This window comes from Streptosporangium sp. NPDC051022, assembly GCF_040683035.1.
Classification (GTDB): Bacteria; Actinomycetota; Actinomycetes; order Streptosporangiales; family Streptosporangiaceae; genus Streptosporangium.
In genome coordinates this window covers 65,795-86,663 of the sequence record NZ_JBFBCF010000032.1, presented here as the reverse complement: position 1 = coordinate 86,663, position 20,869 = coordinate 65,795, and the positions used below count along the sequence as shown (strand labels likewise).

General features: G+C 66.8%; 27 protein-coding genes and 1 tRNA gene. 17 read left to right on the top strand and 11 right to left on the bottom strand.

Annotation, left to right across the window (positions count from 1 at the left end; translation table 11 throughout):
- The first annotated feature begins 1,021 nt into the window (after window positions 1-1,021).
- Entirely contained in the window at window positions 1,022-2,329 is a 1,308-nt protein-coding gene (locus AB0N02_RS37410; protein ID WP_363956797.1) for a restriction endonuclease, read from the top strand.
- Between the two features lie 163 nt (window positions 2,330-2,492).
- Here AB0N02_RS37410 and AB0N02_RS37405 read toward each other — a convergent pair whose 3' ends face one another.
- The 3 genes from AB0N02_RS37405 to AB0N02_RS37395 form a co-directional block, all read right to left on the bottom strand.
- Entirely contained in the window at window positions 2,493-3,134 is a 642-nt protein-coding gene (locus tag AB0N02_RS37405) for a hypothetical protein (RefSeq protein ID WP_363956795.1), read from the bottom strand.
- Window positions 3,124-3,366 (bottom strand): type II toxin-antitoxin system HicA family toxin, encoded by a 243-nt coding sequence (locus AB0N02_RS37400; protein WP_184755393.1) that lies wholly within the window; start codon window positions 3,364-3,366, stop codon window positions 3,124-3,126. The genes AB0N02_RS37405 and AB0N02_RS37400 overlap by 11 nt, the downstream gene beginning before the upstream one ends.
- 265 nt (window positions 3,367-3,631) lie before the next feature.
- Window positions 3,632-4,366 carry a helix-turn-helix transcriptional regulator gene (locus AB0N02_RS37395; protein ID WP_363956791.1) on the bottom strand — a complete coding sequence of 245 codons (735 nt, stop codon included), beginning with the start codon at window positions 4,364-4,366 and terminating at the stop codon, window positions 3,632-3,634.
- 166 nt (window positions 4,367-4,532) lie between these two features.
- Between AB0N02_RS37395 and AB0N02_RS37390 the strand changes: the two genes are divergently transcribed.
- The 3 genes from AB0N02_RS37390 (at window position 4,533) to AB0N02_RS37380 (ending at window position 5,962) form a co-directional block, all read left to right on the top strand.
- Window positions 4,533-4,871 (top strand): hypothetical protein, encoded by a 339-nt coding sequence (locus AB0N02_RS37390; RefSeq protein WP_363956788.1) that lies wholly within the window; start codon window positions 4,533-4,535, stop codon window positions 4,869-4,871.
- 3 nt (window positions 4,872-4,874) lie between these two features.
- Entirely contained in the window at window positions 4,875-5,345 is a 471-nt protein-coding gene (locus tag AB0N02_RS37385) for a GntR family transcriptional regulator (RefSeq protein ID WP_363956785.1), read from the top strand.
- Between the two features lie 65 nt (window positions 5,346-5,410).
- Window positions 5,411-5,962, top strand: a complete 552-nt coding sequence (locus tag AB0N02_RS37380; protein WP_363956782.1) for an HD domain-containing protein — start codon at window positions 5,411-5,413, stop codon at window positions 5,960-5,962.
- A 2-nt stretch (window positions 5,963-5,964) separates the two neighbouring features.
- Here AB0N02_RS37380 and AB0N02_RS37375 read toward each other — a convergent pair whose 3' ends face one another.
- The 3 genes from AB0N02_RS37375 to AB0N02_RS37365 form a co-directional block, all read right to left on the bottom strand.
- The gene (locus AB0N02_RS37375) at window positions 5,965-6,351 is read right to left on the bottom strand and encodes a nuclear transport factor 2 family protein (protein WP_363956779.1); all 387 of its coding nucleotides are present in this window, start codon (window positions 6,349-6,351) and stop codon (window positions 5,965-5,967) included.
- 88 nt (window positions 6,352-6,439) lie between these two features.
- On the bottom strand, window positions 6,440-6,919 hold the full coding sequence (locus AB0N02_RS37370; protein ID WP_363956777.1) for an NUDIX domain-containing protein: 480 nt from the start codon (window positions 6,917-6,919) through the stop codon (window positions 6,440-6,442).
- Between the two features lie 3 nt (window positions 6,920-6,922).
- Window positions 6,923-7,663 (bottom strand): DUF5919 domain-containing protein, encoded by a 741-nt coding sequence (locus tag AB0N02_RS37365; RefSeq protein WP_363956774.1) that lies wholly within the window; start codon window positions 7,661-7,663, stop codon window positions 6,923-6,925.
- A gap of 153 nt (window positions 7,664-7,816) precedes the next feature.
- Between AB0N02_RS37365 and AB0N02_RS37360 the strand changes: the two genes are divergently transcribed.
- The gene (locus AB0N02_RS37360; protein WP_363956771.1) at window positions 7,817-8,032 is read left to right on the top strand and encodes a hypothetical protein; all 216 of its coding nucleotides are present in this window, start codon (window positions 7,817-7,819) and stop codon (window positions 8,030-8,032) included.
- Window positions 8,029-8,211 (top strand): hypothetical protein, encoded by a 183-nt coding sequence (locus AB0N02_RS37355; protein WP_363956768.1) that lies wholly within the window; start codon window positions 8,029-8,031, stop codon window positions 8,209-8,211. Before AB0N02_RS37360 ends, AB0N02_RS37355 begins: the two co-directional genes overlap by 4 nt.
- A gap of 5 nt (window positions 8,212-8,216) precedes the next feature.
- Here AB0N02_RS37355 and AB0N02_RS37350 read toward each other — a convergent pair whose 3' ends face one another.
- Entirely contained in the window at window positions 8,217-8,549 is a 333-nt protein-coding gene (locus AB0N02_RS37350; RefSeq protein ID WP_363956765.1) for a winged helix-turn-helix domain-containing protein, read from the bottom strand.
- Window positions 8,550-8,678: 129 nt separating this feature from the next.
- Between AB0N02_RS37350 and AB0N02_RS37345 the strand changes: the two genes are divergently transcribed.
- The 7 genes from AB0N02_RS37345 (at window position 8,679) to AB0N02_RS37315 (ending at window position 14,432) form a co-directional block, all read left to right on the top strand.
- A complete protein-coding gene (locus AB0N02_RS37345; RefSeq protein ID WP_363956762.1) occupies window positions 8,679-9,035 on the top strand; it encodes a hypothetical protein in 357 nt (118 codons plus the stop codon).
- The gene (locus AB0N02_RS37340) at window positions 9,028-10,377 is read left to right on the top strand and encodes an FtsK/SpoIIIE domain-containing protein (RefSeq protein WP_363956759.1); all 1,350 of its coding nucleotides are present in this window, start codon (window positions 9,028-9,030) and stop codon (window positions 10,375-10,377) included. Before AB0N02_RS37345 ends, AB0N02_RS37340 begins: the two co-directional genes overlap by 8 nt.
- Before the next feature lie 24 nt (window positions 10,378-10,401).
- Window positions 10,402-11,052 carry a DUF2637 domain-containing protein gene (locus AB0N02_RS37335; RefSeq protein ID WP_363956756.1) on the top strand — a complete coding sequence of 217 codons (651 nt, stop codon included), beginning with the start codon at window positions 10,402-10,404 and terminating at the stop codon, window positions 11,050-11,052.
- A gap of 14 nt (window positions 11,053-11,066) precedes the next feature.
- Window positions 11,067-11,384, top strand: coding sequence for a hypothetical protein (locus AB0N02_RS37330; RefSeq protein WP_363956753.1), 318 nt, complete (start codon window positions 11,067-11,069; stop codon window positions 11,382-11,384).
- Between the two features lie 269 nt (window positions 11,385-11,653).
- The gene (locus AB0N02_RS37325) at window positions 11,654-13,003 is read left to right on the top strand and encodes a replication initiator (protein ID WP_363956837.1); all 1,350 of its coding nucleotides are present in this window, start codon (window positions 11,654-11,656) and stop codon (window positions 13,001-13,003) included.
- On the top strand, window positions 13,000-13,194 hold the full coding sequence (locus tag AB0N02_RS37320) for a helix-turn-helix domain-containing protein (protein WP_363956750.1): 195 nt from the start codon (window positions 13,000-13,002) through the stop codon (window positions 13,192-13,194). Before AB0N02_RS37325 ends, AB0N02_RS37320 begins: the two co-directional genes overlap by 4 nt.
- Window positions 13,191-14,432: a tyrosine-type recombinase/integrase gene (locus AB0N02_RS37315; RefSeq protein WP_363956747.1), complete on the top strand. Its 1,242-nt coding sequence runs from the start codon at window positions 13,191-13,193 to the stop codon at window positions 14,430-14,432. Before AB0N02_RS37320 ends, AB0N02_RS37315 begins: the two co-directional genes overlap by 4 nt.
- 102 nt (window positions 14,433-14,534) lie before the next feature.
- On the opposite strand, the gene AB0N02_RS37310 is transcribed toward AB0N02_RS37315, so the two are convergent.
- Together AB0N02_RS37310 and AB0N02_RS37305 are read right to left on the bottom strand one after the other, a co-directional pair.
- A tRNA-Arg gene (locus AB0N02_RS37310) sits at window positions 14,535-14,607 on the bottom strand.
- Between the two features lie 128 nt (window positions 14,608-14,735).
- On the bottom strand, window positions 14,736-15,038 hold the full coding sequence (locus tag AB0N02_RS37305; protein ID WP_363956743.1) for a helix-turn-helix domain-containing protein: 303 nt from the start codon (window positions 15,036-15,038) through the stop codon (window positions 14,736-14,738).
- An 85-nt stretch (window positions 15,039-15,123) separates the two neighbouring features.
- Between AB0N02_RS37305 and AB0N02_RS37300 the strand changes: the two genes are divergently transcribed.
- The gene (locus tag AB0N02_RS37300) at window positions 15,124-15,753 is read left to right on the top strand and encodes a nitroreductase family protein (protein WP_363956740.1); all 630 of its coding nucleotides are present in this window, start codon (window positions 15,124-15,126) and stop codon (window positions 15,751-15,753) included.
- 119 nt (window positions 15,754-15,872) lie between these two features.
- Here AB0N02_RS37300 and AB0N02_RS37295 read toward each other — a convergent pair whose 3' ends face one another.
- Window positions 15,873-16,472 carry a hypothetical protein gene (locus AB0N02_RS37295; RefSeq protein ID WP_363956737.1) on the bottom strand — a complete coding sequence of 200 codons (600 nt, stop codon included), beginning with the start codon at window positions 16,470-16,472 and terminating at the stop codon, window positions 15,873-15,875.
- Between the two features lie 131 nt (window positions 16,473-16,603).
- Between AB0N02_RS37295 and AB0N02_RS37290 the strand changes: the two genes are divergently transcribed.
- Window positions 16,604-18,205, top strand: a complete 1,602-nt coding sequence (locus AB0N02_RS37290; protein ID WP_363956735.1) for a histidine kinase — start codon at window positions 16,604-16,606, stop codon at window positions 18,203-18,205.
- Entirely contained in the window at window positions 18,202-18,837 is a 636-nt protein-coding gene (locus AB0N02_RS37285) for a response regulator transcription factor (protein WP_363956733.1), read from the top strand. Before AB0N02_RS37290 ends, AB0N02_RS37285 begins: the two co-directional genes overlap by 4 nt.
- A 47-nt stretch (window positions 18,838-18,884) precedes the next feature.
- Here the strand turns inward: AB0N02_RS37285 and AB0N02_RS37280 are convergent, their stop codons facing one another.
- A complete protein-coding gene (locus AB0N02_RS37280; protein WP_363956730.1) occupies window positions 18,885-19,154 on the bottom strand; it encodes a hypothetical protein in 270 nt (89 codons plus the stop codon).
- Between the two features lie 449 nt (window positions 19,155-19,603).
- Between AB0N02_RS37280 and AB0N02_RS37275 the strand changes: the two genes are divergently transcribed.
- Window positions 19,604-20,800, top strand: a complete 1,197-nt coding sequence (locus AB0N02_RS37275) for an esterase-like activity of phytase family protein (protein WP_363956727.1) — start codon at window positions 19,604-19,606, stop codon at window positions 20,798-20,800.
- Window positions 20,801-20,869: the final 69 nt, after the last annotated feature.

Genomic DNA, 20,869 nt, shown 5'->3' with positions numbered 1-20,869 from the left:
CCACCGTGGACTTGAGTGCCTACTTGCAAACGGGAGCCAGTCACGACGTAGAGGGCTCCTCGCCCTGGTCACGTGGCAGATGCGGTCTGGTGACGTGTGATCGTGTGGGGCGCCCGCTGCTTGTATAGCCCCGTAGCCAGTGGCCAGCCCGGACGTGTCTCCAGCGACTGCACTATTCAGTAGGTCAGAGCATGGTTCCGCAGCCGGACCGCACCACCCGAGAGCACGCAAAGTTAGCGACCCAGCGATAGGCCTCATTATCTGAGCTAGGGGCTACTATATAGCGGTTGCAAGTGTCCCCTACCTTTGCCATCCTAATGGTATGAGTAATCCTACCGATGGCGATAATGCTAGCAGCGACTGGTACCAGCGATCGCAAACTGCCCCTACTCTGCCTGGACCGGTCGAGACGTGGGTGCAGCGACTGCCCGACGTTCTCCGGACGGTAGATGGCGTTGCACTCACGTCGTCGATCCTGGTTGACGAGAACCATGATGTTACGGCCAAGCAGTTGTTGAAAATGCTCGGCAAGTCATTCGTCAGGCGCTCCGGTGAAAACCTCACCCTCACTCCAAACGCGCGTGACTGGCTGCGTAACCCCACCATGCATGCCTTGGTCGGCCATCTTCATAGGGACGTCAGGTTCTTCGGAGAACTATTAGCGTATCTGGCAAATGGTCCATCATCACATGACTCCCTCCTAGAGTGCGCGAACCAGCGGTATGCGATGGGCTGGAACGCATTGGATCAAATCAGGCGGCGCACTACGTGGCTACGTGGGGCCGGCGCGGTTGAAATGTATGACGGTCTCATTCGGATCACACCCAAGGGAGAGGAGATATTGGCCGGGCTGACACTTGGCAATCCGCCATTAGTAGGCAGCCAAACCACTGAGATTGATCAGCGGACAGGTATCATTGGCAAGCTACTGGAGGGGTTGCGAACATCTGGACACGCGTCGCGCGAAACAGCGCGATCACTGTACTTCCCTAGTCCTGACGGTCGTGGTCCACTCGATTTCATGGCCACAACCGTCGAGTCCGCCATCCCTGATATTCAGGAACAAGTACTCGAGGAACTAATCCAATCAGAGTTCCGATCGGCACCTGCATCGACTCGACAAGCGCGGAACTCTCTTCTTGCAGCGGGACTCATCTACAGGAGCCGAATGAATCACTGGGGCGCGACAGAAGGTGCGCGTCAATGGCTCGAATCCAATGACACGATTGATCTTGTCGCGCTCGTACACTCCTCCGTCTGGTTCGTCGGCGAACTCCTCCGAGAGCTAGAGGAAGCGGATAGATCAGCGTCTGACCTAGCGAAGCTCAGTTCGCTATACAGCCGCGACCCTCTAAATCCACAAGCGGTTTCCGTGCGCCTTCGATTCCTGCTCGACGCTGACGTTGTTGAGAAGGTTTCCAATCAGAAGTTTCGCCTCACCCCAGTTGGGCGAGGGCTGATTGAAATCCTTCCCCTTGAAGACCGCGCCCAGGTCACCATAATCGCGGCCGACGAAGGCACGAATCAGGCGCGTCCTGCGGCTACTAGGTCATCTCCCGCCGTTAAGCTAGCGGATCTACTCGCGCGAGATAGCAGGGACGGAACCAAGCACAAGCAGGTTGAGCAGCTTGTGTGTGAAGCATTCCGCTTCCTCGGATTTGAAGTTCAGCCGATAGGAGGTCCAGGCAAGACCGACGCAATCATCTGCTCCACCTCGGCAGCGCTTCCCCCAATAGCCATTGAGGTCAAGACCGCAAGTGCGGGACCAGTTCCGCCATCTGAGTTACGCGCAGTTAAGCTCGAGCGGCACCGGGAAAAGGTTGGTGCTATAGCCACTGTCGCCATAGGTCCTGAGTTCCATGCCGACACCCACTCTGAAGCGAGTAAGAATCATGGGTTTGCACTCATGCACACGGAAACCTTGGGACGACTCCTACTCCTGCATGAGCAGTTTCCCTTCTCAACAGAGGAGATCCGGAGGTTCCTGGACCCGGAACTGACAGTTAAGCAGCGACATGAGATAGTCGAGAGTTCCTGGACAGCACGTGTTCATCAACTGAACGCGCTCAAGGCAGTCCTGGGCAGACTCGTAGCCGAGCAGCGAGCCCCTTATGGCGACGGCCTTCTAAAAGAGAGGGACGTTCAGCGGGATCTACGCGATCTCGATCCTGACCTAGTATCAAACGCGCTTCATCTCTTGAGCTCGCCCTTCCTCTCGGCACTCAGCGGAGCAGATCGAGAGCAGTTCAAGCCCACTGCGGCTATAGGTCTAGTTGCACAGCGACTGCAGGCCATCAGCAAGTGGATCACAGACAACGATGAATCATGACAGTTGCCCATGTCGGGAAGTAGGACAGATCTACTGTATGCACCGCTGTACACAACACCCCCGCCGGCGGCTAGCCCAAGTCATCCGATGGCAAGGGGACCCGTACCACAGGGCCGCCAAGGCCCGAGGAACGGAAGCCCCGCGGCAGCCCGAAGGTAGCTTATTAATGCACAGCCAGAACCTTAGTCTCCACGAGAACGGGGCGCAAATCAGCGCTAGAATGCTCGATCTCAATGTCTCGAACAATTTCAGCCATTGTAGTATTCATGGTATATTCCTTCTTATCCATGGATACTGTTCCTTCAACCTCCGCAGCATATGCGAATGGGATGGTGACGAGAAGTTCATCAGCTGTTGCGACGGCAACATTGATCACATCTCCATCAGGGTCAAGCTGCGAAAGCACCCATTCGATCGTGTCAGTAAAGACTGCACACAAGAAAACCGTCTCACCAACAGCGTTAGCTGGGGCAGTCGTTAGGCTCTTAGCCTGACTAGGAATCCCGAGAGCGCGACCTATCCGCGTATATACTTCCTGGCGCTCATCACGGTGTTCGTCAACGGCCAACCTTGTAACGAGTTCATTTTCGCTTCCTAGTTGGCCATAGTGTCGTTCATTGTGTTCGATTACGTCGAACGGCCCTGGTCGCTCAAAATGGAAACTTAGAACGCTCTCAAGATCAGCCCGCAGCTCTTTATAAGTTTTACGCCCATAAATAAGGCCTGGAGCTTGCGGCGAGGTGGCATACAGATCAAGGTCGTTTTCGCCTGCACGGATGATGAGGTGAATAGTTTCAGCTGTCACCCTGCACCACCTTCAGCGCATCGTCCTTCCCCATACCTACCTGCTTAACAAGGATGTCCCTCACCACTCCCGGCGCAAGCTCATCCCTGTCATGGAACGCGAACGTCAGTCGAGGTCTTCCCTCGCAGACAAGTTTCCTATGCGAGCCCTCACGGTCAACTTCCTCATAGCCCAAGCCGAGCAAGATCCTCAGCATCTGTCGGGCCTTCAGGGAAGGGAACGGGCTCGGCACCTATCGCGCTCCTACTGCTCCGAGATCACTCGGCTCTACGGGCAAGCACAATTGAGGCCTAGATCCGAGGCCTGTGCGGCACTATACAGCGACTCGCCCACATAGCGTATCGCCCTGCGGTCCCCCGCGTGGGCGGCGCTGGCCGCGACCGGCCGAAGAGCCGCAGCGCGGCCAGCGACCGCCCGACGCGCGCGGGACGCCGCAGGCGGCACGCGCCTTGAAAAGACGGATAGATAAGTTTCTTTCGATCTTGGTCCGTGTGCTGTCAGCTGTTCTGAGCTGCGGGTACTGCGCCGGTCCAGACTCGTTCGAAGCTGTCGAGGTAGGTGGCGGCGGTGCTGTCGGGTTCGTTGCCGGTGACGTAGATGACGGGGGCTTCGGGGGCGCGGGTGCCGTAGATGTGCAGGTTGACCAGTAGGTCGTTGTCGGCGCGGTAGATGGAGTTGTACAGGATCGTGTCGTGGAGTCGGATCTCGATCCCATCGACGGCTTGGAGGGGGCGGTAGAGGGTGAGGGCGTTCCTGGTTCTGGAGACCATGACGTCGCCGCCGACGCCTTCGTCTACTCCACGGGTGGCGACGTGGGGGCTGGTGGGGTCGCCGAGCAGGATGCGCACCCGTACCCCGGTGGCGGCTCGCTGGGTCAGGATGCGGAGTAGTCCGGCGTCTTCGGCGAGGAACAGGCCGCTGTAGACGAGGATGCCGATCTCGGTCTGTGCGGATTCGAAGAAGGCGCGCCAGACGTTGGCCGGTACGGCCCAGCGGTGCGCGTAGACGGCCTTGATCTCGGCCGACAGTCCTGGATGTCGGCGGGCGCTTTCGGGCCACAGGTCGTTTTCGTCGACGTGGAGGAGGTCGGCGACGGCGAGACGGTGGCGCGGGTGGGGCACCCGGCCGGCCAGCCAGCGGGAGACGGTTTTGGGGTCGACGGTCAGGTGGGTGGCCACGTCGAGGGGGTGCAGACGGGCCCGTATGAGGGCATGGCGAAGGTTCTCGTTCATGCGGGTGTACCTCCCGGAGCAGGTCGGTACCAGCGACGCTAACATAAGACGTCCCCGGACGTCCCTCAAGTCGTGGTGCCTGTGTCCGACCCCGCGCAGAAAACTCAGCGGCATCACACCCGGTACCTCGTATCTGGGTCCTTCGAGCCGACGGGAGCACCCGACCATGTCCAGAGAGAAGATCCTCGCCTATCAGCAGGACCTGCTGACCACGCTGCACGGTCACCTCGCCCCGCTGTACGTGCCGACCTTCCTGACGGCCGATCACAACGGCCAGCCCTGCCTGGAGATCACCGACCACAACGCCCGCACCCGCCGCATCTACGTCCAGGTCGTCTTCCACTGGTTCTACTGGGGCGACCAGCCCGACGAGCGCACCTCGACAATCCACCTGCCGATGGCCGCCGAGGACATCGCCGCAGCGGTCCGGCGTGGCTGGCGTGAGGGCGAGCAGGGCACGCTCAACATCGACCTGGGCAACATCCACGGTGCACACGGCCGCTGACGGATGACCGACGACACCGACGGGTGGTTGACCGGCAAACAGGTCTACGACCGGATCGCCGAACGGCTCCGCGCGCAGATCACTGCCGGTCACTACCCTCCGGCCGGCGCCTTGCCCTCGGAGGCGGCGCTGGCCCAGCGTTTTCACGTGGCCCGCAGCACGGTCCGGCGGGCGCTGGCCGTCCTGCAGGACGAAGGGCTGATCGACACGATGCCCGGCGCGGGACGCCGGGTGAAAGACCCGGAGCAGCGGGCGGCGCTGTACCGCTACCAGGAGATCGCCGCAGAGTTGCGCGAGCAGATCACGACGGGTGTCTTGGGGGCGGGGACGGCTTTGCCGAGTGAGAGCGCGTTGCGACGGCAGTACCGGGTATCCCGCAACACCGTCCGGCAGGCCCTGGCCGAACTGGAGAGTGAGGGGCTGGTCGTGACGCGACACGGTAAGGGGCGTTTCGTCCGCTCTGTAGTGCTTTGAGACGTCTTAGGACGTCTGGCGTCATCTCTGGAAGGGCTCTGGAGACGGTTTCTATGGTGAAGCGCATGGGACAAGCCGAATGGGCGCGTGACCTGGCCCGGCAACTGTTGGAAGAGCCGCTGCCGCGCCGGTGGGCGCACACTCAGGGCGTGGCCGCGCGGGCCGAATCGCTGACACCGATCCTCGGCGCAGAGAGTGACCTGCTGACCGCGGCGGCCTGGCTGCACGACATCGGATACTCCCCCGCGTTGGTCGACACGGGCTCTCACGCGCTGGACGGCGCCCGGTACCTGCGCGACGTCCACCGGGCCGACGACACAATCGCCCGGCTGGTGGCTCACCACACGTGCGCGGAGTACGAGGCGGCCGAGCGCGGCCTGCTGGACGTGCTGAACGCCGAGTTCGACAAGGAACGCCCCGAACTGGTCGAGGCGCTGACCTACTGCGACATGACCACCAGTCCGGATGGTCTGCCGGTCGAGGCGGAGGCCCGGCTGCTGGAGATCCATTCCCGGTACGGCCCAGAGCATCTGGTCAGCCGGTCGATCACGAAGGCGACCCCGTGCATCACCGCGGCCGTGCACGCCGTACAGGCCGCCCTGGACGCGGGGACCTGACGTTACGCCGGGCTGGCGTGGGCGGCCAGGATGCGCCAGCCGTGCTCGTCGGTGTGGACCCAGGTACGGGTGTAGCGCAGCCGCATGGCGAACGGCTCCCCCGCGAACATGCCCTCCAGCGTGCCGAGGAAGCAGGTGACGCCGGTGGTGTCCGCGACGACCACGGTCAGGTCTTCCTCGACGAGCTTGGTCATGGCCTGTCGGCGTGAGCGGTGGTTGTCCAGGTCGAGCTGCTTGGCCTGCGGGTGGCACGCTCCGTCCGGCGGGCCGGTGAAGACAAGCCGCTCGTCGAGCAGCCGATCGAGTTCCTCGACGTCTCCGGCGAGCATGGCTGCCTGAAGGCGGCGTTCGGCGTCGTACAGCTCATCGGTGAGGGTGCGCTCGGCCATGAGACCGCCTTCCAAGACGAGGGAACGTTCAGGGATATGAACGTACAGGCATCTTGGGTCGTCGTGACGTTCGACGGCGTGAGCGTGCTTACCCGATGTGTGGTCCGGTGGTGCCGTCGAGGTAGTGGCCGAGCCGTAGCCGCATCGATCGATCCATGGTCAGGGAGTCGATCTGGTCGCGGGGGACCCAGCGGACTTCGCGGGACTCGTCGCTCGGGGTGGGCTCGCCGTTGACGGGTCGGGCGGTGAGGACGATGGAGAACTCTTGGCGGGCTTCGCCGTTGGAGGTGTAGAGGATCACGTGGCGGGGGTCGGTGTAGGTGCCGACCAGGCCGGTGATCTCACAGGTGATGCCGGTCTCCTCCAGCGTCTCCCGGATCGCCGCCTGGGGCAGGGATTCGCCGAGGTCGATGGCGCCGCCGGGCACCGCCCAGTTGTCGTTGTCGGAGCGGCGGATCATCAGGATGTCGCCGGCGTCGTTGACGACGATGACGTTGACCGAGGGGACGAGACTGTTGGGGGCGGGTGCGGCGGGGTCGTCGTAGAAGTCGATCCGGCGAGCCGTCATGGGTCATGACCCTACCGGGGTGGCTCGGTTCCAGACGGCCTCGAAACTGCTGGTGTAGGTCGAGACCATGTCGCCGCCGGTGACCTTGCGCAGGTGCATGACCGGCGCGTCGTAGGCGGCCTTGCCGTACACGTGGGTGTTGACGAGGAGCTGGTCGTCGGCGCGGTAGATGGAGTTGTACAGGATGGTGTCGTGGAGGCGAATCTCCACGCCCTCGTGCTGGCGTAGGGACCGGTAGAGGAAAAGCGCCGTCCTGATCTGGGCCGCCATGCCGTCGTTGACGCCCTCGTCAGCGCCGCGCTGGGCGACCTCTACGCAGTCGGGGTCTCCAAGCAGGATGCGCACGCGCACACCCGCGTCGGCCTTCTCGGCGAACAGACGCATGATGCCGGTGTCCTGGGCGATGAAGATGCCGCTGTAGACCAGCACGTCGATCTCTTCCCGGGCCGCTGAGAACAGACGTCCCCAGGTGTCCTTGGGTACGGCCCAGCGGTGCGGGTAGACGGTGACGATCTCGCTCTCGGACACGGCCACAGCCTGCGCGGGGGTCAGCGCGTCCGGCCACAAGTAGGACTCCTCCACGCCGAGGAGCTTGGCGACCGCGAATCTGTGCTTTCGATACGGTATGCGGCCCTGGGTGATCCACCGCTCCACGGTCTTGGCGTCGACCTGGACGGCTTCGGCCAGCGCGTCGACGGTGGTGCCGTGTTCGAGAAGGGCCACCCGCAACCGCTCGTTCGCCATCTCACCTGCCTGTCAGCGGGGACGTCCAGGGACCTGGCAATCGTAGACCGGACGTCCTGCACATGTCCCATCCTGTAGTGATCACGTCCTGACTCCTCGTCGCACTCTCGATACCGCAAGGCATCACCGGCAGCGACGAGAGGAGAGACAGCAGTGATCAACTACATCCGGCCGATCGACGAAACACCCGGCTGCGAGTGCGGCGCGGTCCTGGAGGAGGGGCAGTTCGTCTGCCGCAAGTGCCGGGCGCGGGACCGATGGACCCGGCGCCAGGTGGCCCGGCGCAGGGCAAACCGGCGGCGCGGTCAGGTGCGACGTCCGGCCAACCGCCCCTACGGCACCGCCGAGGCGGGGGTGATCTGGACGTGAGCACGACCATGATCCCGCTGATCATCGGCCTGGTACTGGGCGTGGTGATCGTCGTCGGTTACGTGGTCGTCCTGGTCGGGATGCGTCAGGAGGACCGGCGGATGCAGCTCGGGGCGGCGCCGCCGAGCCGGGCGGCGGGCCTGGCTCGTCGGGTCACCGGCTGCCACGTGCGCGGATGAGCGTGCTACTCATCGGCGAGTTTCGACTCCACCCGTTCCAGCCGGGCCGACAGGTCGCGCAGCGTGGCGCGAATCTCGGCCAGTTCGTCGGAGGCCGGCGGGGCGGGGGCGGCATCCTCACGGACGAACACGCCCTTGCCCTGCTGGCCGATGACCAGCCCTTCGTTGCGTAGCACGCCGACGGCGAGTTTCACCACGCTCAGCGAGGCGTCGTAGGCGGTCGCGAGCTGGGTGGTGGAGGGCAACGGGTCGCCGGGCGCGAGGGTGCCGCGCCGGATCTGGTCGCGCAGGTCGTCGGCAATCTGCAGGTAGCCGGGTCGCCCGGTGTTCTTGACCATCCGCCCTCTTCTTCGGTCGTGGGTGTCTCTAGTTCAGCACAGACACGCGACCAGGCCAACCATGAGAACGTTGACATCTGAGCCAACTAGGTTGACTATGTTGACCGAGACGAACAAGGAGGTCCATCCATGCGCAACATCCCGATCCCCGTCGACACCCACCGGCTCCGCTTCACCTGCGTCAAAGCCGCCCGCCCTCGCGTCATCGACCAGGACAGCGGAAAGATCAAGACCGACAAGGACGGCAACAAGGTCTACGAATCCGTGCTCCTCGCCGAGGACGAGTTGGGCAGGATCGAGCTGGTCAAGGTCGGAACCTCCGGAGAACCGCCCATCGCTCCCGGTCAGGACGTCGTCCCCACCGGCATGCTCGGCTACGTCTGGGAGATCCCCGGCAACAACGGCCCTCGGTGGGGCATCAGCTACAAGGCCGCCTCCATCGTCCCCGTCTCCGGCAGACCAAGCAGCGGGGGCGGCGATGCCTGACCTGCCGCAGTCGCTGCTCGTCCTGGCCTGCACGCTGGTCGTGCTGGCGGCCTGGCGGTGCCTGCATCCTCGGTCGTTCTGGCCGGTGGCCGGCTACCCGCTCACCGCGATCAGCGTGCGGGCCTCCTGGCGCAAGGTCGCCCTGGGGGGCGGGCTGACCAAGAAGCGCGCCCGCTGGGCCTTCACCCTCACCCCCGGCTCGCTCATCTCCACCGGCACCGTGAAGGTACGGCGCCGCTTTCGCCGGGTCGCGGTCGACACCACGCCGTGGATGCGGTTCCCGCTGCCGACCCGGCACGGCTGGCGCGTCACCGTCTGCCTGCTGGAAGGCCAGATCCCCGACGACTACACCGAGGTCGCCGAGCGGCTCGCGCATTCCTGGGGGGTGCACGCCGTACGGGTGTCGTCCCCGCGTCCCGGACGGGTCGTCCTGGCTGCCACCATCCGAGATCCCCTGGTGCGGGTCGATCAGCTACCGCCGTCGGAGGAACTGCTCAAGGTCACGGTGGGCCGCCTGGAGACCGGCGCACCGTGGGTGATCGACTTTCGCACCGTGCCGCACTGGCTCAACGCCGGGGCGACGCAATCCGGCAAGTCGAACCTCGCCAATGCCCTCATCGTCGGCCTGGCTCCGCAACCGGTGGCGTTGGTCGGTTTCGATCTCAAGGGCGGGGTGGAGTTCACCCCTTATCTTCCGCGGCTGTCGGCGCTGGCCACCACCCGCGCCGAAAGTGTGGGCCTGCTCGATGACCTGGTGACGCTCATGCTCAACCGGATGGATCTGTGCCGGAGAGCGGGCGCCCGCAACATCTGGCAGCTTCCCCCCGTCGTACGGCCGACGCCGGTCGTGGTCCTGGTTGACGAGCTGGCTGAGCTGTACCTGATGGCCGACAAGAGCGAGAAAGACGAGATCGCCAAGACCTCCACGTCCCTGCTGCGGGTGGCGCAGCTCGGGCGGGCGTTCGGGATCTATCTGTTCTGCTGCGGCCAGCGCATCGGCTCCGACCTCGGCCCCGGCGTCACCGCACTGCGCGCCCAGTGCTCGGGGCGGATCTGCCACCGGGTCAACGATCCGGAGACCGCGACCATGACGCTCGGCGACCTGGATCCGGCTGCCCTGGTGTCGGCTCGTGCCATCGCCTCCGAGACGCCGGGGGTGGCGATCGTGGCCTCCCAGGACGGCCAGTGGTACCGCGCCCGCTCCTTCCACGTCTCCGAGCAGGCCGCCGAACATGCGGCCCGGACCTACGCCGGTCTCACCCTGTCCTGGGGGCAGATCACCGCGGGCGTCCACACGATCGAGCTGCCCGACTCCGTCCTGAACGAACTCCTCAACGCCTGATCCGCTGTAAGGAAGGGGGGCACGATGCGACGCCTCATCCGTTGGCTGCTGGACGCCGGGCCGATCCTGGCGCTGGCCGCCATCGCGGGTGCCGGATCGTTCACCCACATCCGCGACACCGCCGCCGAACACGGTCAGACCGGGTGGATGGCCTGGGCGGTGGCCGTGTGCGTCGACCTGACCTGTGTCATGGCCGCCCGGGAACGCCAGCGCGACAAGCACACCAGACGTAGCCGGAACGGATGGATCTCCTGGCCCACCCTCGTCTTGGTCGCCGGGATCGTCCTGTCCCTGGCCGCCAACCTCAACCAGGCCAACCCCACCCCCTGGGGATGGATCACCGCCGCCACACCCGCCGGGGCGTTCCTCGTCGCCGTCTCCATGCTCGAACGGCGAGCAACCGGCCCCCGACCTGAGTCGTCCCCGGCCTCATTCGTCGTGCCAGAGATCGTCCCCGAACCAGTCCCGGTTTCCGCGCCCGTCCAGGCCGTCGAGGCCGAGCAGGACGGGCCGTCCTCAGAGCTCCTCGACTACGCCCGGCGCGTGGCCGAGGAATACCAGACCGCGCACAGCAGGCCGATCAGCCGCGACACGCTGCGCGCTCGTCTGGGTGTGTCCCACCAACTGGCCTCCGACCTGCTGCGCACCCTGCGCACCGCGCCGGACGCCCCGTGAAAGGAGAACCAACCATGTCCACCGACACCCAGCGCCGCACCGCCTTCATCGGCGGCCTGCGGGACCTGGCCATCTTCCTGGAGGCCAACCCCGCCGTCCCTGTCCCGACCGACCCGGCGATCATCACCTACTACCCCGAGCAGGCCACCGACGAGGACTTGTGCGCCGAGATCGACCGGATCGCCGCCCTGTGCGGCACCATCGTGGATCCGCGGCTGCTGCCGCTGGGCCTCTACACGGTCTCGCGCTGCTTCGGCTCTGTCCATGTCGAGTGGACCGCCATTCTCAGCACCGCCGGTCCCGACGTTCCCGAGCCGCGTCATGAGTTCTGACCCGCCTGAGGAGCCGGTGACGGCGGCTGAGATCCCGTCCCGGTGGTGGCGGTGCTGCACCTGCGGCGGCACCGGCAGCGACAGCCTCGGCACCACCTGCACCCACTGCGACGGCCTCGGCTTCTGCTGAAACCCGTCGGCGCCCCCGGCCTGGCCGTACATCCGCCAAGACGCCCGCCAGGTCGGGGGCCATCCCCCCTCACCCCAACGAGTGAAAGGAGGAGACCATCTTGCCCACAACCCACCCTGACCCGCACGCGATCGCAGGCATGATCACCCGCCTCAACGACCGCAACTATCCCCGCTGGGCCGCCCAGTTCCGCGCCACCGGCGGCTGCCGCCAGCCGATCCACCTGCGGGGCCGCATCCTGCACGTCGACCGCGCCACCGGCTGGCTCCTGCACTCCTACACCACCGCAGGAGAACCCGACGGCGTGCTCCGGCTGCCGTGCAAGACCCGCCGCGCCTCCCGGTGCCCGGCCTGCGCCGAGGTCTACCGGGCCGACACCTACCATCTCATCCGCGCCGGGCTGGTCGGCGGCAAGGGCGTCCCGGCTTCGGTGACCTCTCATCCATGCCTGTTCGTCACCCTCACCGCCCCCTCCTTCGGCCCCGTGCACACCCCCCGGGAGAAGAACGGAAGGCCGCTGCCCTGCTACGCCCGCCGCGACGCCGAGACCTGCCCGCACGGCCGGGTGATGTCCTGCACCGCCCGGCACGGCGCCGACGAATCCTGCCTGGGCGAGCCGCTGTGCCCGGACTGCTACGACTACATCGGCTCGGTGCTGTTCAACGCCCTGGCCCCGCAGTTGTGGAAGTACTTCACCGACGCCCTGCGCCGCCGCGTCGCCAAAGCCGCCGGGCTGACACTGAGGGAGCTGCGCGCCCAGTGCACGATCTCCTTCGCTAAGGTCGCCGAGTACCAGCGCCGCGGGGTGGTGCACTTCCACGCCGTCATCCGCCTCGATGGCCCTGACGGACCGAGCTCATCGCCTCCGGCGTGGGCCACCGCTGACCTGCTGGCCGACGCCGTACGGCACGCCGCCCATGCCGTCACCGCAACCACCCCCGCCACCGCTGACGAGCCTGCCCGGATCCTGCGGTGGGGACGACAGCTCGACGTCCGCGAGATCACCATGGACGGGGAGCTGTCGGACCAAGCGGTGGCCGGCTACATCGCCAAGTACGCTACCAAGGCCGCCGAATGCGTCGGCACCCTCGACCGGCGCATCAACCCCCTCGACGACCTGCACGCCTTCAACCTGCGCGACCACCCGCGCCGCCTCATCGCCGAATGCATGCGCCTGGGCAACCTTGACGAATACGCCGACCTGCGGCTGACCCAATGGGCCCACATGCTGGGATTCCGCGGCCACTTCTCCACCCGATCCCGCCATTACTCCACCACCATGGGCGCCATCCGCGACGAACGCCGCGACCACACCCGCACCGACGAGATCACCGCCAGCCGCCTGCCCCTGTTCGACGAGGACACCGTCCTCGTCATCGCCCACTGGGAGTACGCGGGCAAGGGCCTGTCCGCCGGTGACGCGCTTCTGGCAAGAGCGCTTACTGGGATACCACTTGGCTCCTCCCCGGACACCGGAGGCGCCGTATGACGCGGCTCCTGTTGACCGTCGACGAGGCGGCAGAAGCGCTGGCCATCTCGCGCGCCAAGCTCTACCAGCTCATGGCCTCCGGCGCGGTGGCCTACGTCCGCATCGACCGTTCCCGCCGTATCCCCGTGTTCGCCCTTGAAGCCTTTGTAGCTTCCCTCGCCGAGCTCACCGAAAAGGAGGTCGCCGCATGACCATGCCTCCTGAGAATCCCGAGCCCGGCAAGACCGGCAGAAAGGCCAAGAAGAGCAGGCCCCAGCTCCGGGATGGGATCATGAAGCGGGGCAACACCTGGTCGTACGTGGTCCGTGTCAAGGACCCCGAGACCGGTGAGAGCAAGCCCAAGTGGGTAGGCGGGTTCGAGACTGAGGACGACGCCAAGGCCGCGCGTGACGAGGCCCGAGTGAAGGCCCGGCGGGATGAGTACGTCGACCGGAACTCGATCACTGTGGGCGACTACCTCGACGAGTGGATCGAGGCACACGCGATCGAGATCAAGCCCAAGACGCTCAAGGACTACCGCGACATCATCGCCCGCTACGTCAAGCCGCACATCGGACGCCAGCGGCTCCAGGGGATCCGCCCCGTCACAATCACCAAGCTCTACCGAGACCTCATGACCGGTGGCGGCAAGAACGGCCGCAAGCTCTCACCACGCACCATCGACTACGTGCACGCTGTACTCCGCAAGGCGTTCCGCGACGCGGTGGAGGTCGACCAGATCCTTTCCTCCAGCCCGGTCGAGCGGGCCAAGCGCCCTCGACGGGACATTCAAGAGCCCGGCACGGTGTGGACCGTCGACCAGCTCAGAACCTTCCTGCAGGCGATGTCCTCGCATCGGCTGTTCGCCTTCTTCCACGTGGCGGCCTACACCGGTGCCCGGCGCGGGGAGCTGCTCAACCTGCGCTGGTCCGACGTCGACCTCGACGACAAGCAGATCACCATCACCGGCTCGGCCGCCTTCATCGACGGCGAGCGCATCGAGGGGACCACCAAGAGCGGCCGCAAACGCATCATCAGCCTCGACGACGGGACGGTGAAAGTCCTGAAGACGCAGCGGGGCAGGCAGGCCGCCGACAAGCTGGCGGTCGGACAGGAGTGGAAAGGTACGAGCGACCACGTGTTCACCACCGGCTGGGGCGAGCCGATCCACCCCGACACGGTCAGCTCGCTCGTCGCGACGACGATCCGCCGCCACAACGACCCGAAAACCGGGCCGAAGCCCAAAGAGCCGCTTCCGCACGCCCGGCTTCACGACCTTCGGCACATTCACGCCACGACGCTTCTCCTGGCCGGCGTCCCGGTTCACGTCGTCGCGGCCCGCCTCGGTCACGCCGACCCGTCCATCACGCTCCGGGTCTACGCCCATGTGATCCGGGCGGCGGAAGCCTCCGCGGCCGACGTCTTCGCCAAGGCCGTCAACGGACAGTGAGGGACCCGCTGTTAGCAAGGGTGTTAGCAAGGCGCCGAGACGATCAAGAAAAGCAGAAGGCCTCTGAGCAGAAATCCCTGCTCAGAGGCCTTCTTGCATCTGCGCGGCCGAGAGGACTCGAACCCCTAACCTTCTGATCCGTAGTCAGATGCTCTATCCATTGAGCTACGGCCGCTCGCTGCGTAAGTAATCATAGCGGGTTCCGGGCGATGCCTCGAACCGGTTAAAGGATCCGCCTTCGGCGTGCCGCCGAGGAGCGAGTCGTTGGGGGCGGCCGGCCATGGGAGCCGGGAGGGGGGTGGGTCAGGAGGAGGCCTGGAGGATGGAGGAGAGGACTCCGGGGAAGCGTGCCTCCATCTCGGACAGGCGGAGTTCGTGGCGGCGGAAGCTGCCTTCGGGGGTGACGCGGAGGAGGCCGGCCTCGCGGAGGACTTTCAGGTGGTGGGAGAGGGTCGACATGCTCACGGGGACGTCGAACTGGCCGCAGACCACGCCTCCTGCCTCGGCCAGCTGACGGACCACCGTCAGGCGGATCTCGTCCGCCAGGGCGTTCAGCACGCTGGGCAGGGAAACGGCGGAGATGTCCGGGTGGTTCAGGGCGCGCATGGCGACCATGCTACTTCGGGACTTTGACAAGCATCGAAATCTAGTCGCACAATTCGATTGATATCGAAATCTGCGAGGAGGCCGTATGACCCCAGACGAGCTGCTCTCCACGACCAGAGCCGTCCGCAGGCGACTCGATCTCACCAGGCCGGTTCCTCGCGAGCTCATCGAGGAGTGCCTCAGCCTGGCCGTACAGGCGCCGACCGGGCGCAATCGCCAGCGCTGGCACTTCGTCGTCGTGACCGAGAAGGAGCAGCGGGAGAAGCTCGCGGCGGTGTGGCGGGCGGGGATGAACCTTCCGGGGGCGCCGATACCGGAGGAGGACGCGCGGCGGGCGTACGCGTTCCCCGGGTCGATGGAGCGGGTCTGGGAGGGGTTACGGCACCTCTACGACCACATTCACGAGGTGCCTGCCTTCCTCATCCCGTGCATCACCGGGCGGACCGAGAACGCGAGTGTGCTGGAGCAGGCCAACACGTTCGGCTCGATCATGCCGGCGGTGTGGAGCTTCATGCTGGCCGCGCGGGCCCGTGCGCTGGGTACGGCCTGGCTGGGGCCGCTGCGGCTGGAGCGGGAGGGGGCTCAGGTTCTCGGCATACCGTACGAGCGGGTCATGCAGGTGGCCTTCGTACCCGTCGCGTACACGATCGGGACGGATTTCCGGCCCGCGCGGAGGGTGCCGATGGAGGAGGTCACGCACTGGGAGCGCTGGTGACCTTCCGCTGGTGACCTTCCGGGTGTCGTCCGCCGCCTCCCAGGTGCCGTCCGCCCTCGGGGTTCCGTCCGCCCCCAGATGTCATCCGCCTTCGGACGCCGTCCGCCTTATGGGGACGGTCACTTCCTGATCGGCGTCTTCGTCCTGTCGTCGTCCGGCGTCCGCGACTCCTCCGCGCCCCGGTCCTTCTCGGCCTTCTTCGGGAACAGCGTGTAGCCCAGTGGCCAGAGCAGGGCGATCACCGGGACTCGCAGAAGGTCGCGCATGAAGCTGATCAGGGCGGTCGTCCGGGCTGGGTCGTCGACCATCCAGATCAGGCCGAACAGCAGGGCGCAGGCGATGCCGTACGCCAGGACGATCCGCAGCCACATGGCCCACTCGTAGCGGGCCCTGGCCATGCCGCCCTCCGGGGGCCTCCAGGGTTCCGGGCCTCCGGCGAAGCGGTGTGCGAACTTCTGGTCGGCCCAGCGGAGGGTTCGGTGGCCGAAGACGATCGAGTAGGCGAGATAGGCCGCGGCCAGGCCGTGGCGCCAGCTTCCCTCCGCGCCACCCCGCATGTCGATCACCGCGGCGCCCAGCAGGACCAGGTCGAGCAGTGGCACCGAGATCAGCAGGACCGTGCTGAGCCGCCGCAGGCCCCACAGGTAGCGAGAGGCGAGCCCCAGCCCGAGAAGGACCCAGAAGCCGATCTCGCAACCGATGATTACCGCCAGAATCATGGTTTCATGGTCGGTGCCGCGTCCCCGCGAAACATCGTCTGCGCTGACGAACCGGCCTACATCCTTCGATGTACGGCGAGCCCGCCCCCAGCCGGATCCGGTCTCCCTCCCGAAATGATGGGATGAGGGGCATGAGACGGGACGACGCGCTGTGGGCGGCGGTGTGTTTCGCGGGCGGTCTCGTCCTGCTCGCCGTGGGCGCCTACACGTATCGGCCGACACCCGGCTACCTGCACGCCATCGCGCCCGACCTTCCCGCGACGGTGCCCGCCTACGTGCTCGCCGGACCGCTGCTGATCACCTGCCTCGGGGTCGCGGTACGGCGCACCTTCCCGGTCGCCGCCCTCGTGCTGGGGCTGGTCGCGTTCACGGCGGACCTGCTGGTGGGATACTCCCTGGGCACGATCGTCATCTTCACCGACAACCTCTACGCCGCCACCCGGTACGGCCCGCCCCGACTGGGCAGGTGGCTGCTCGGCATCACCTCGGCCTTCGCCGTCGTCGGCGGCGCGGTGGCCTGGGTCGTCCTGCACGATCTGCGCTACATGGCGATGATCGTGGTGGAGCTGGGCCTGGTCGGGACCACCCCGGTCTCCACCGGCCTGATCGTGCGGCAGTCCCACGAGCAGGCCGAGGCGGAGCGGGCCAGGGCCGAACAGGTCGCGCGGCTGGCCGAACTGGACCGGCGGGCGGCGGTCGACGCCGAGCGGACCAGGATGGCCAGGGAACTGCACGACATGATCGCCAATCACTTCAGCGCGATCGCCATCCAGTCCACGGCCGTGCTCTCCCGCAAGGACCTCGACGCGCGAACCGTACAGGGCGTCCTGGAGTCGATCCGGGAGAACAGCGTCCAGGGCATGGCCGAGATGCGCAGCATGATCGAACTTCTCCGGCGCGACGGAGAGGAGGCCGAGACGACCCGGCGGCGGGTGGCCGAGGCGGACGTCCTCGTGGCGCGGGCGCGGAAGGCCGGCCTGGAGGTACGGCTGCGCGTGGAGGGCGAGGCGCGGGAACTGCCCGCGGCGGTCGACCTCGCCGGATACCGGATCGTCCAGGAGGCGCTGACGAACGCGCTCAAACACGGCGGCGGAACCGTCGACCTGGTGATCGGGTACGGTCCCGGCATCCTCACGCTCACCGCGGACAATCCGGTGGGCGACGCGAGACGGGGTGTCGTGGGCTCGCCCACACCCGAGCGTCCCTCCGAGGTCCTCCCCGTCTCCCTCCCGGAGCTCTCGAATCTCTCAGACCCCTCAGATCCCTCAGGCCTCTCAGGCCTCTCGGAGGAGGTCCTCCACGCATCCCTCTCGAAGAAGGAGACGAAGGCGGAAGAGGAGCCGGTATCGCAGGCTTTCTCCGGTACCACCCCTTCTGCCCGCTCCACCGGTCTCCCTGCTCTCTCCCGTCTATCCGGTCCGCCGGGGACCGTGTGGTCGTCCTTCGCCGGGCGCGGGCTCCCCCGCCGGGGACAGGGATCTCGTGGCGCGGAGAGGAAATCCCCCAGGAGGGGACGGAGGCTCTCGGACAGCCGGCGGGAGCCGTACGAGAGGGGTCCGAGATCTTCCACTGATCCGGGCTCCGGGGACACGGCGCTGGTGTTTCCCGGCGCGGGTGCCGGGATCATCGGAATGCGGGAACGGGCCGCCCTGCTCGGCGGTGTCTTCGAAGCCGGGCCGTACGACGGCGGGTGGCGGGTCCACGCCGCGCTGCCGACCGAGGAGATCTCTTGACCATCAGGGTTCTTGTCGCCGACGATCACGCGGCCGTCCGCGCCGGAATCGTCCTCATCCTCGACGGCCACGACGACATCGAGGTCGTCGGGCAGGCCTCGGACGGCGAGCAGGCCGTGGCGATGGCCCGCGAGCTACGGCCGGACGTGGTGCTGATGGACATCCGCATGCCGAAACTGGACGGGATCTCCGCGACCCGCGAGCTGAGCGGCGTCACGGACGTGCTCATCCTGACCACCTTCGACATCGACGAGTACGTCTTCGGCGCGCTACGGGCCGGGGCGGCCGGGTTCCTGCTCAAGAACACCGACGCCGACGCGCTGGTCGAGGCGTTGCGGGTGGTGGCCAGGGGGGACGGGCTGATCTCGCCGTCGGTCACCCGGAAGCTGATCTCGGCGTTCGGGGCGGCGGTCCCGGAGCGCAGGCCGTACGAGATCGACAGCCTGACGCCGCGCGAGCACGAGGTGCTGGCCTGCATCGGGCGAGGCCTGTCGAACGCGGAGATCGCCGTCGAGCTGGACATGGCGGAGGCGACCGCGAAGACCCACGTCAGCAGGTTGCTGAACAAGCTGGGGCTCCGCAGCCGCGTCCAGGCGGCGATCCTGGCCCAGGAGCTCTCGTCGGAACGATGATCCGGGCCCCCTTGGAGGGCGGGGTCAGTTCCCGGCGAGGAGGTTCACTACCGTGAGCTCCTCGCCGCCCCCTTCTGGACCGTCGTGCACGTCCTGACCTTGCCCGTGGGAACGGGGGCGTTCGGAGGGCGGGGGACGGCGGTGGCGTCGGCCCGCGAGCACTCCTCACCGCCGGTCCGGGGCACCGCCCAGAAGTCGGCCCGGTCGCCCGGGTCGTTGGGAGTCTTGCCCCACCACACGATACCGTCGGCCCCCACCTCGACGTCCTGTATGCAGTAGCCCCGTACTCCCTCGAGGTCGGGTGTCCGGGCGAGCACGGTGCTCCGGCCCGCCGCCGTGCCGTAGAGCTCCAGCCTGCCCGCCTTCTCGAACGACGACTCGGCGGAGAGCAGCGGCTGAGAGCAGCGGCTGCGTGGCGCTCAGCCCGATGATCGGCCGATGCCTCCAGCCGTCCGCCGTCCTGGCGGGAATCCTGGGGGCCGCCGCGGGCCAGACCTCCATGACGGACCGGATGGCGACGGACGCGCCCTGGCCCCTCGGCGGGAGTGCCTCGGCGTCGGCATGGCCCCATTGCTCCCCGCCCGGTCCCCTTCGATCCCGCCCCGGCCCCCCTTCGATCCCGCCCCGGTCCCGCTCCGGTCCCGCTCCGGTCCCGCTCCCCGGGCGGCCCCGCGTCTCCGGGGCGCGGGGTTCTTCGCTGTACGGCCCGCGGCACAACATCGGCCGTTCACGTGGACTGCCTAACGTGCCCGCCATGAGACGACGCATGGCGATCACGTTTGGCGTGGCCGTACTGGCGCTGGCGATGTCCGCGCCTGCGATGGCCGACCCCCGGAACCCCGGCCTCGGCGATCCCCGGAACCCCGGTTTCGGGCGGGCCACCCTGACCGGGCTGGCCTCCCTGCCCGCCCAGACGTTCGTGCCCGGCAGCGAGCCGTCGGGCGGCCTGCTCGGCACCACCCCGATCAACGGGGTGACCCCGCCGTTCACCGGGCAGCCGGTGCAGGGCTTCAGCGGTGTCGTACGGCGCCATGACGGCACCTTCGACGTGCTGTCCGACAACGGCTACGGCGCCAAGGCCAACAGCGCCGACTTCCTGCTGCGGGTCCACCGGATCAGGCCGGACTTCCGCAGCGGCGAAGTCGAGGTGCTGGGCGGGTTCGACCTGAGCGACCCGGACGGTCACGTGACCTGGCCGCTGACCCGCCCCGACCGGAGGCTGACCGGCGCCGACTTCGACGTGGAGTCGACCGTGCGGACGTCCGACGGGACCTACTGGATCGGCGACGAGTTCGGCCCGTTCCTGCTGCACTTCTCGTCCACGGGCAGGCTGCTGGAGACCCCGGTCTCGCTGCCCGGCGTGAAGGCGCCGGAGAACCCGTTCCTGAACGGCGAGCAGCCGAACCTGGCGTCGAGCAAGGGCTTCGAGGGCATGGCCCGCTCGGTCGACGGCCGCACCCTCTACCCGCTGCTGGAGGGGACCGTGGCGGGCGACCCGGCCGGGACGCTGCGGCTGTACGAGTTCGACCTGCGCAAGCGGTCCTACACCGCCAGGAGGTGGACCTACCCGCTGGACAGCCCGGACAACTCGATCGGCGACATGATCGCGGTCGACCGGCACCGGTTCCTGGTGATCGAGCGCGACAACCTCCAGGGTGACGCGGCCAGGACCAAGCGCATCTACCTGGTGGACACCCGCGACCAGAACCTGCGCAAGACCCAGGTCGCCGACCTGCTGGACCTCGCCAACCCCCGCGGCCTGGGTGGGTTCGGGGAGACCTTCCGCTTCCCGTTCCAGACCATCGAGGACGTCGTGATCCTCGACGACCGGACCCTCGGCGTGCTGAACGACAACAACTTCCCGTTCTCGGCGGGCCGTACGCCGGGCAGGCCCGACGACGACGAGTTCATCACCGTACGGCTGTCGCGCCCGCTGTCGGCCGACCCCCGCGTCCACCTGTGAGCGACCCGCCTCCGAACGGCCGCGGGGCCCTTCTCTCCGCTCCAGCCTCCGGTCGGCCTCCGGTCCGGC

Excerpts from the sequence above, each read along its gene's own strand:
- AB0N02_RS37365 (WP_363956774.1), bottom strand. The coding sequence starts at position 7,663 with ATGGCGAACGAGCGGTTGCGGGTGGCCCTTCTCGAACACGGCACCACC.
- AB0N02_RS37375 (WP_363956779.1), bottom strand. The coding sequence starts at position 6,351 with ATGGCCGAGCGCACCCTCACCGATGAGCTGTACGACGCCGAACGCCGC.
- AB0N02_RS37390 (WP_363956788.1), top strand. The coding sequence starts at position 4,533 with ATGTCCAGAGAGAAGATCCTCGCCTATCAGCAGGACCTGCTGACCACG.
- AB0N02_RS37275 (WP_363956727.1), top strand. The coding sequence starts at position 19,604 with ATGGCGATCACGTTTGGCGTGGCCGTACTGGCGCTGGCGATGTCCGCG.
- AB0N02_RS37300 (WP_363956740.1), top strand. The coding sequence starts at position 15,124 with ATGACCCCAGACGAGCTGCTCTCCACGACCAGAGCCGTCCGCAGGCGA.
- AB0N02_RS37315 (WP_363956747.1), top strand. The coding sequence starts at position 13,191 with ATGACCATGCCTCCTGAGAATCCCGAGCCCGGCAAGACCGGCAGAAAG.
- AB0N02_RS37380 (WP_363956782.1), top strand. The coding sequence starts at position 5,411 with ATGGGACAAGCCGAATGGGCGCGTGACCTGGCCCGGCAACTGTTGGAA.
- AB0N02_RS37335 (WP_363956756.1), top strand. The coding sequence starts at position 10,402 with ATGCGACGCCTCATCCGTTGGCTGCTGGACGCCGGGCCGATCCTGGCG.
- AB0N02_RS37320 (WP_363956750.1), top strand. The coding sequence starts at position 13,000 with ATGACGCGGCTCCTGTTGACCGTCGACGAGGCGGCAGAAGCGCTGGCC.
- AB0N02_RS37410 (WP_363956797.1), top strand. The coding sequence starts at position 1,022 with ATGGCCACAACCGTCGAGTCCGCCATCCCTGATATTCAGGAACAAGTA.
- AB0N02_RS37330 (WP_363956753.1), top strand. The coding sequence starts at position 11,067 with ATGTCCACCGACACCCAGCGCCGCACCGCCTTCATCGGCGGCCTGCGG.
- AB0N02_RS37340 (WP_363956759.1), top strand. The coding sequence starts at position 9,028 with ATGCCTGACCTGCCGCAGTCGCTGCTCGTCCTGGCCTGCACGCTGGTC.
- AB0N02_RS37325 (WP_363956837.1), top strand. The coding sequence starts at position 11,654 with ATGATCACCCGCCTCAACGACCGCAACTATCCCCGCTGGGCCGCCCAG.
- AB0N02_RS37305 (WP_363956743.1), bottom strand. The coding sequence starts at position 15,038 with ATGCGCGCCCTGAACCACCCGGACATCTCCGCCGTTTCCCTGCCCAGC.
- AB0N02_RS37395 (WP_363956791.1), bottom strand. The coding sequence starts at position 4,366 with ATGAACGAGAACCTTCGCCATGCCCTCATACGGGCCCGTCTGCACCCC.
- AB0N02_RS37345 (WP_363956762.1), top strand. The coding sequence starts at position 8,679 with ATGCGCAACATCCCGATCCCCGTCGACACCCACCGGCTCCGCTTCACC.
- AB0N02_RS37370 (WP_363956777.1), bottom strand. The coding sequence starts at position 6,919 with ATGACGGCTCGCCGGATCGACTTCTACGACGACCCCGCCGCACCCGCC.
- AB0N02_RS37290 (WP_363956735.1), top strand. The coding sequence starts at position 16,604 with ATGAGACGGGACGACGCGCTGTGGGCGGCGGTGTGTTTCGCGGGCGGT.
- AB0N02_RS37385 (WP_363956785.1), top strand. The coding sequence starts at position 4,875 with ATGACCGACGACACCGACGGGTGGTTGACCGGCAAACAGGTCTACGAC.
- AB0N02_RS37350 (WP_363956765.1), bottom strand. The coding sequence starts at position 8,549 with ATGGTCAAGAACACCGGGCGACCCGGCTACCTGCAGATTGCCGACGAC.
- AB0N02_RS37295 (WP_363956737.1), bottom strand. The coding sequence starts at position 16,472 with ATGATTCTGGCGGTAATCATCGGTTGCGAGATCGGCTTCTGGGTCCTT.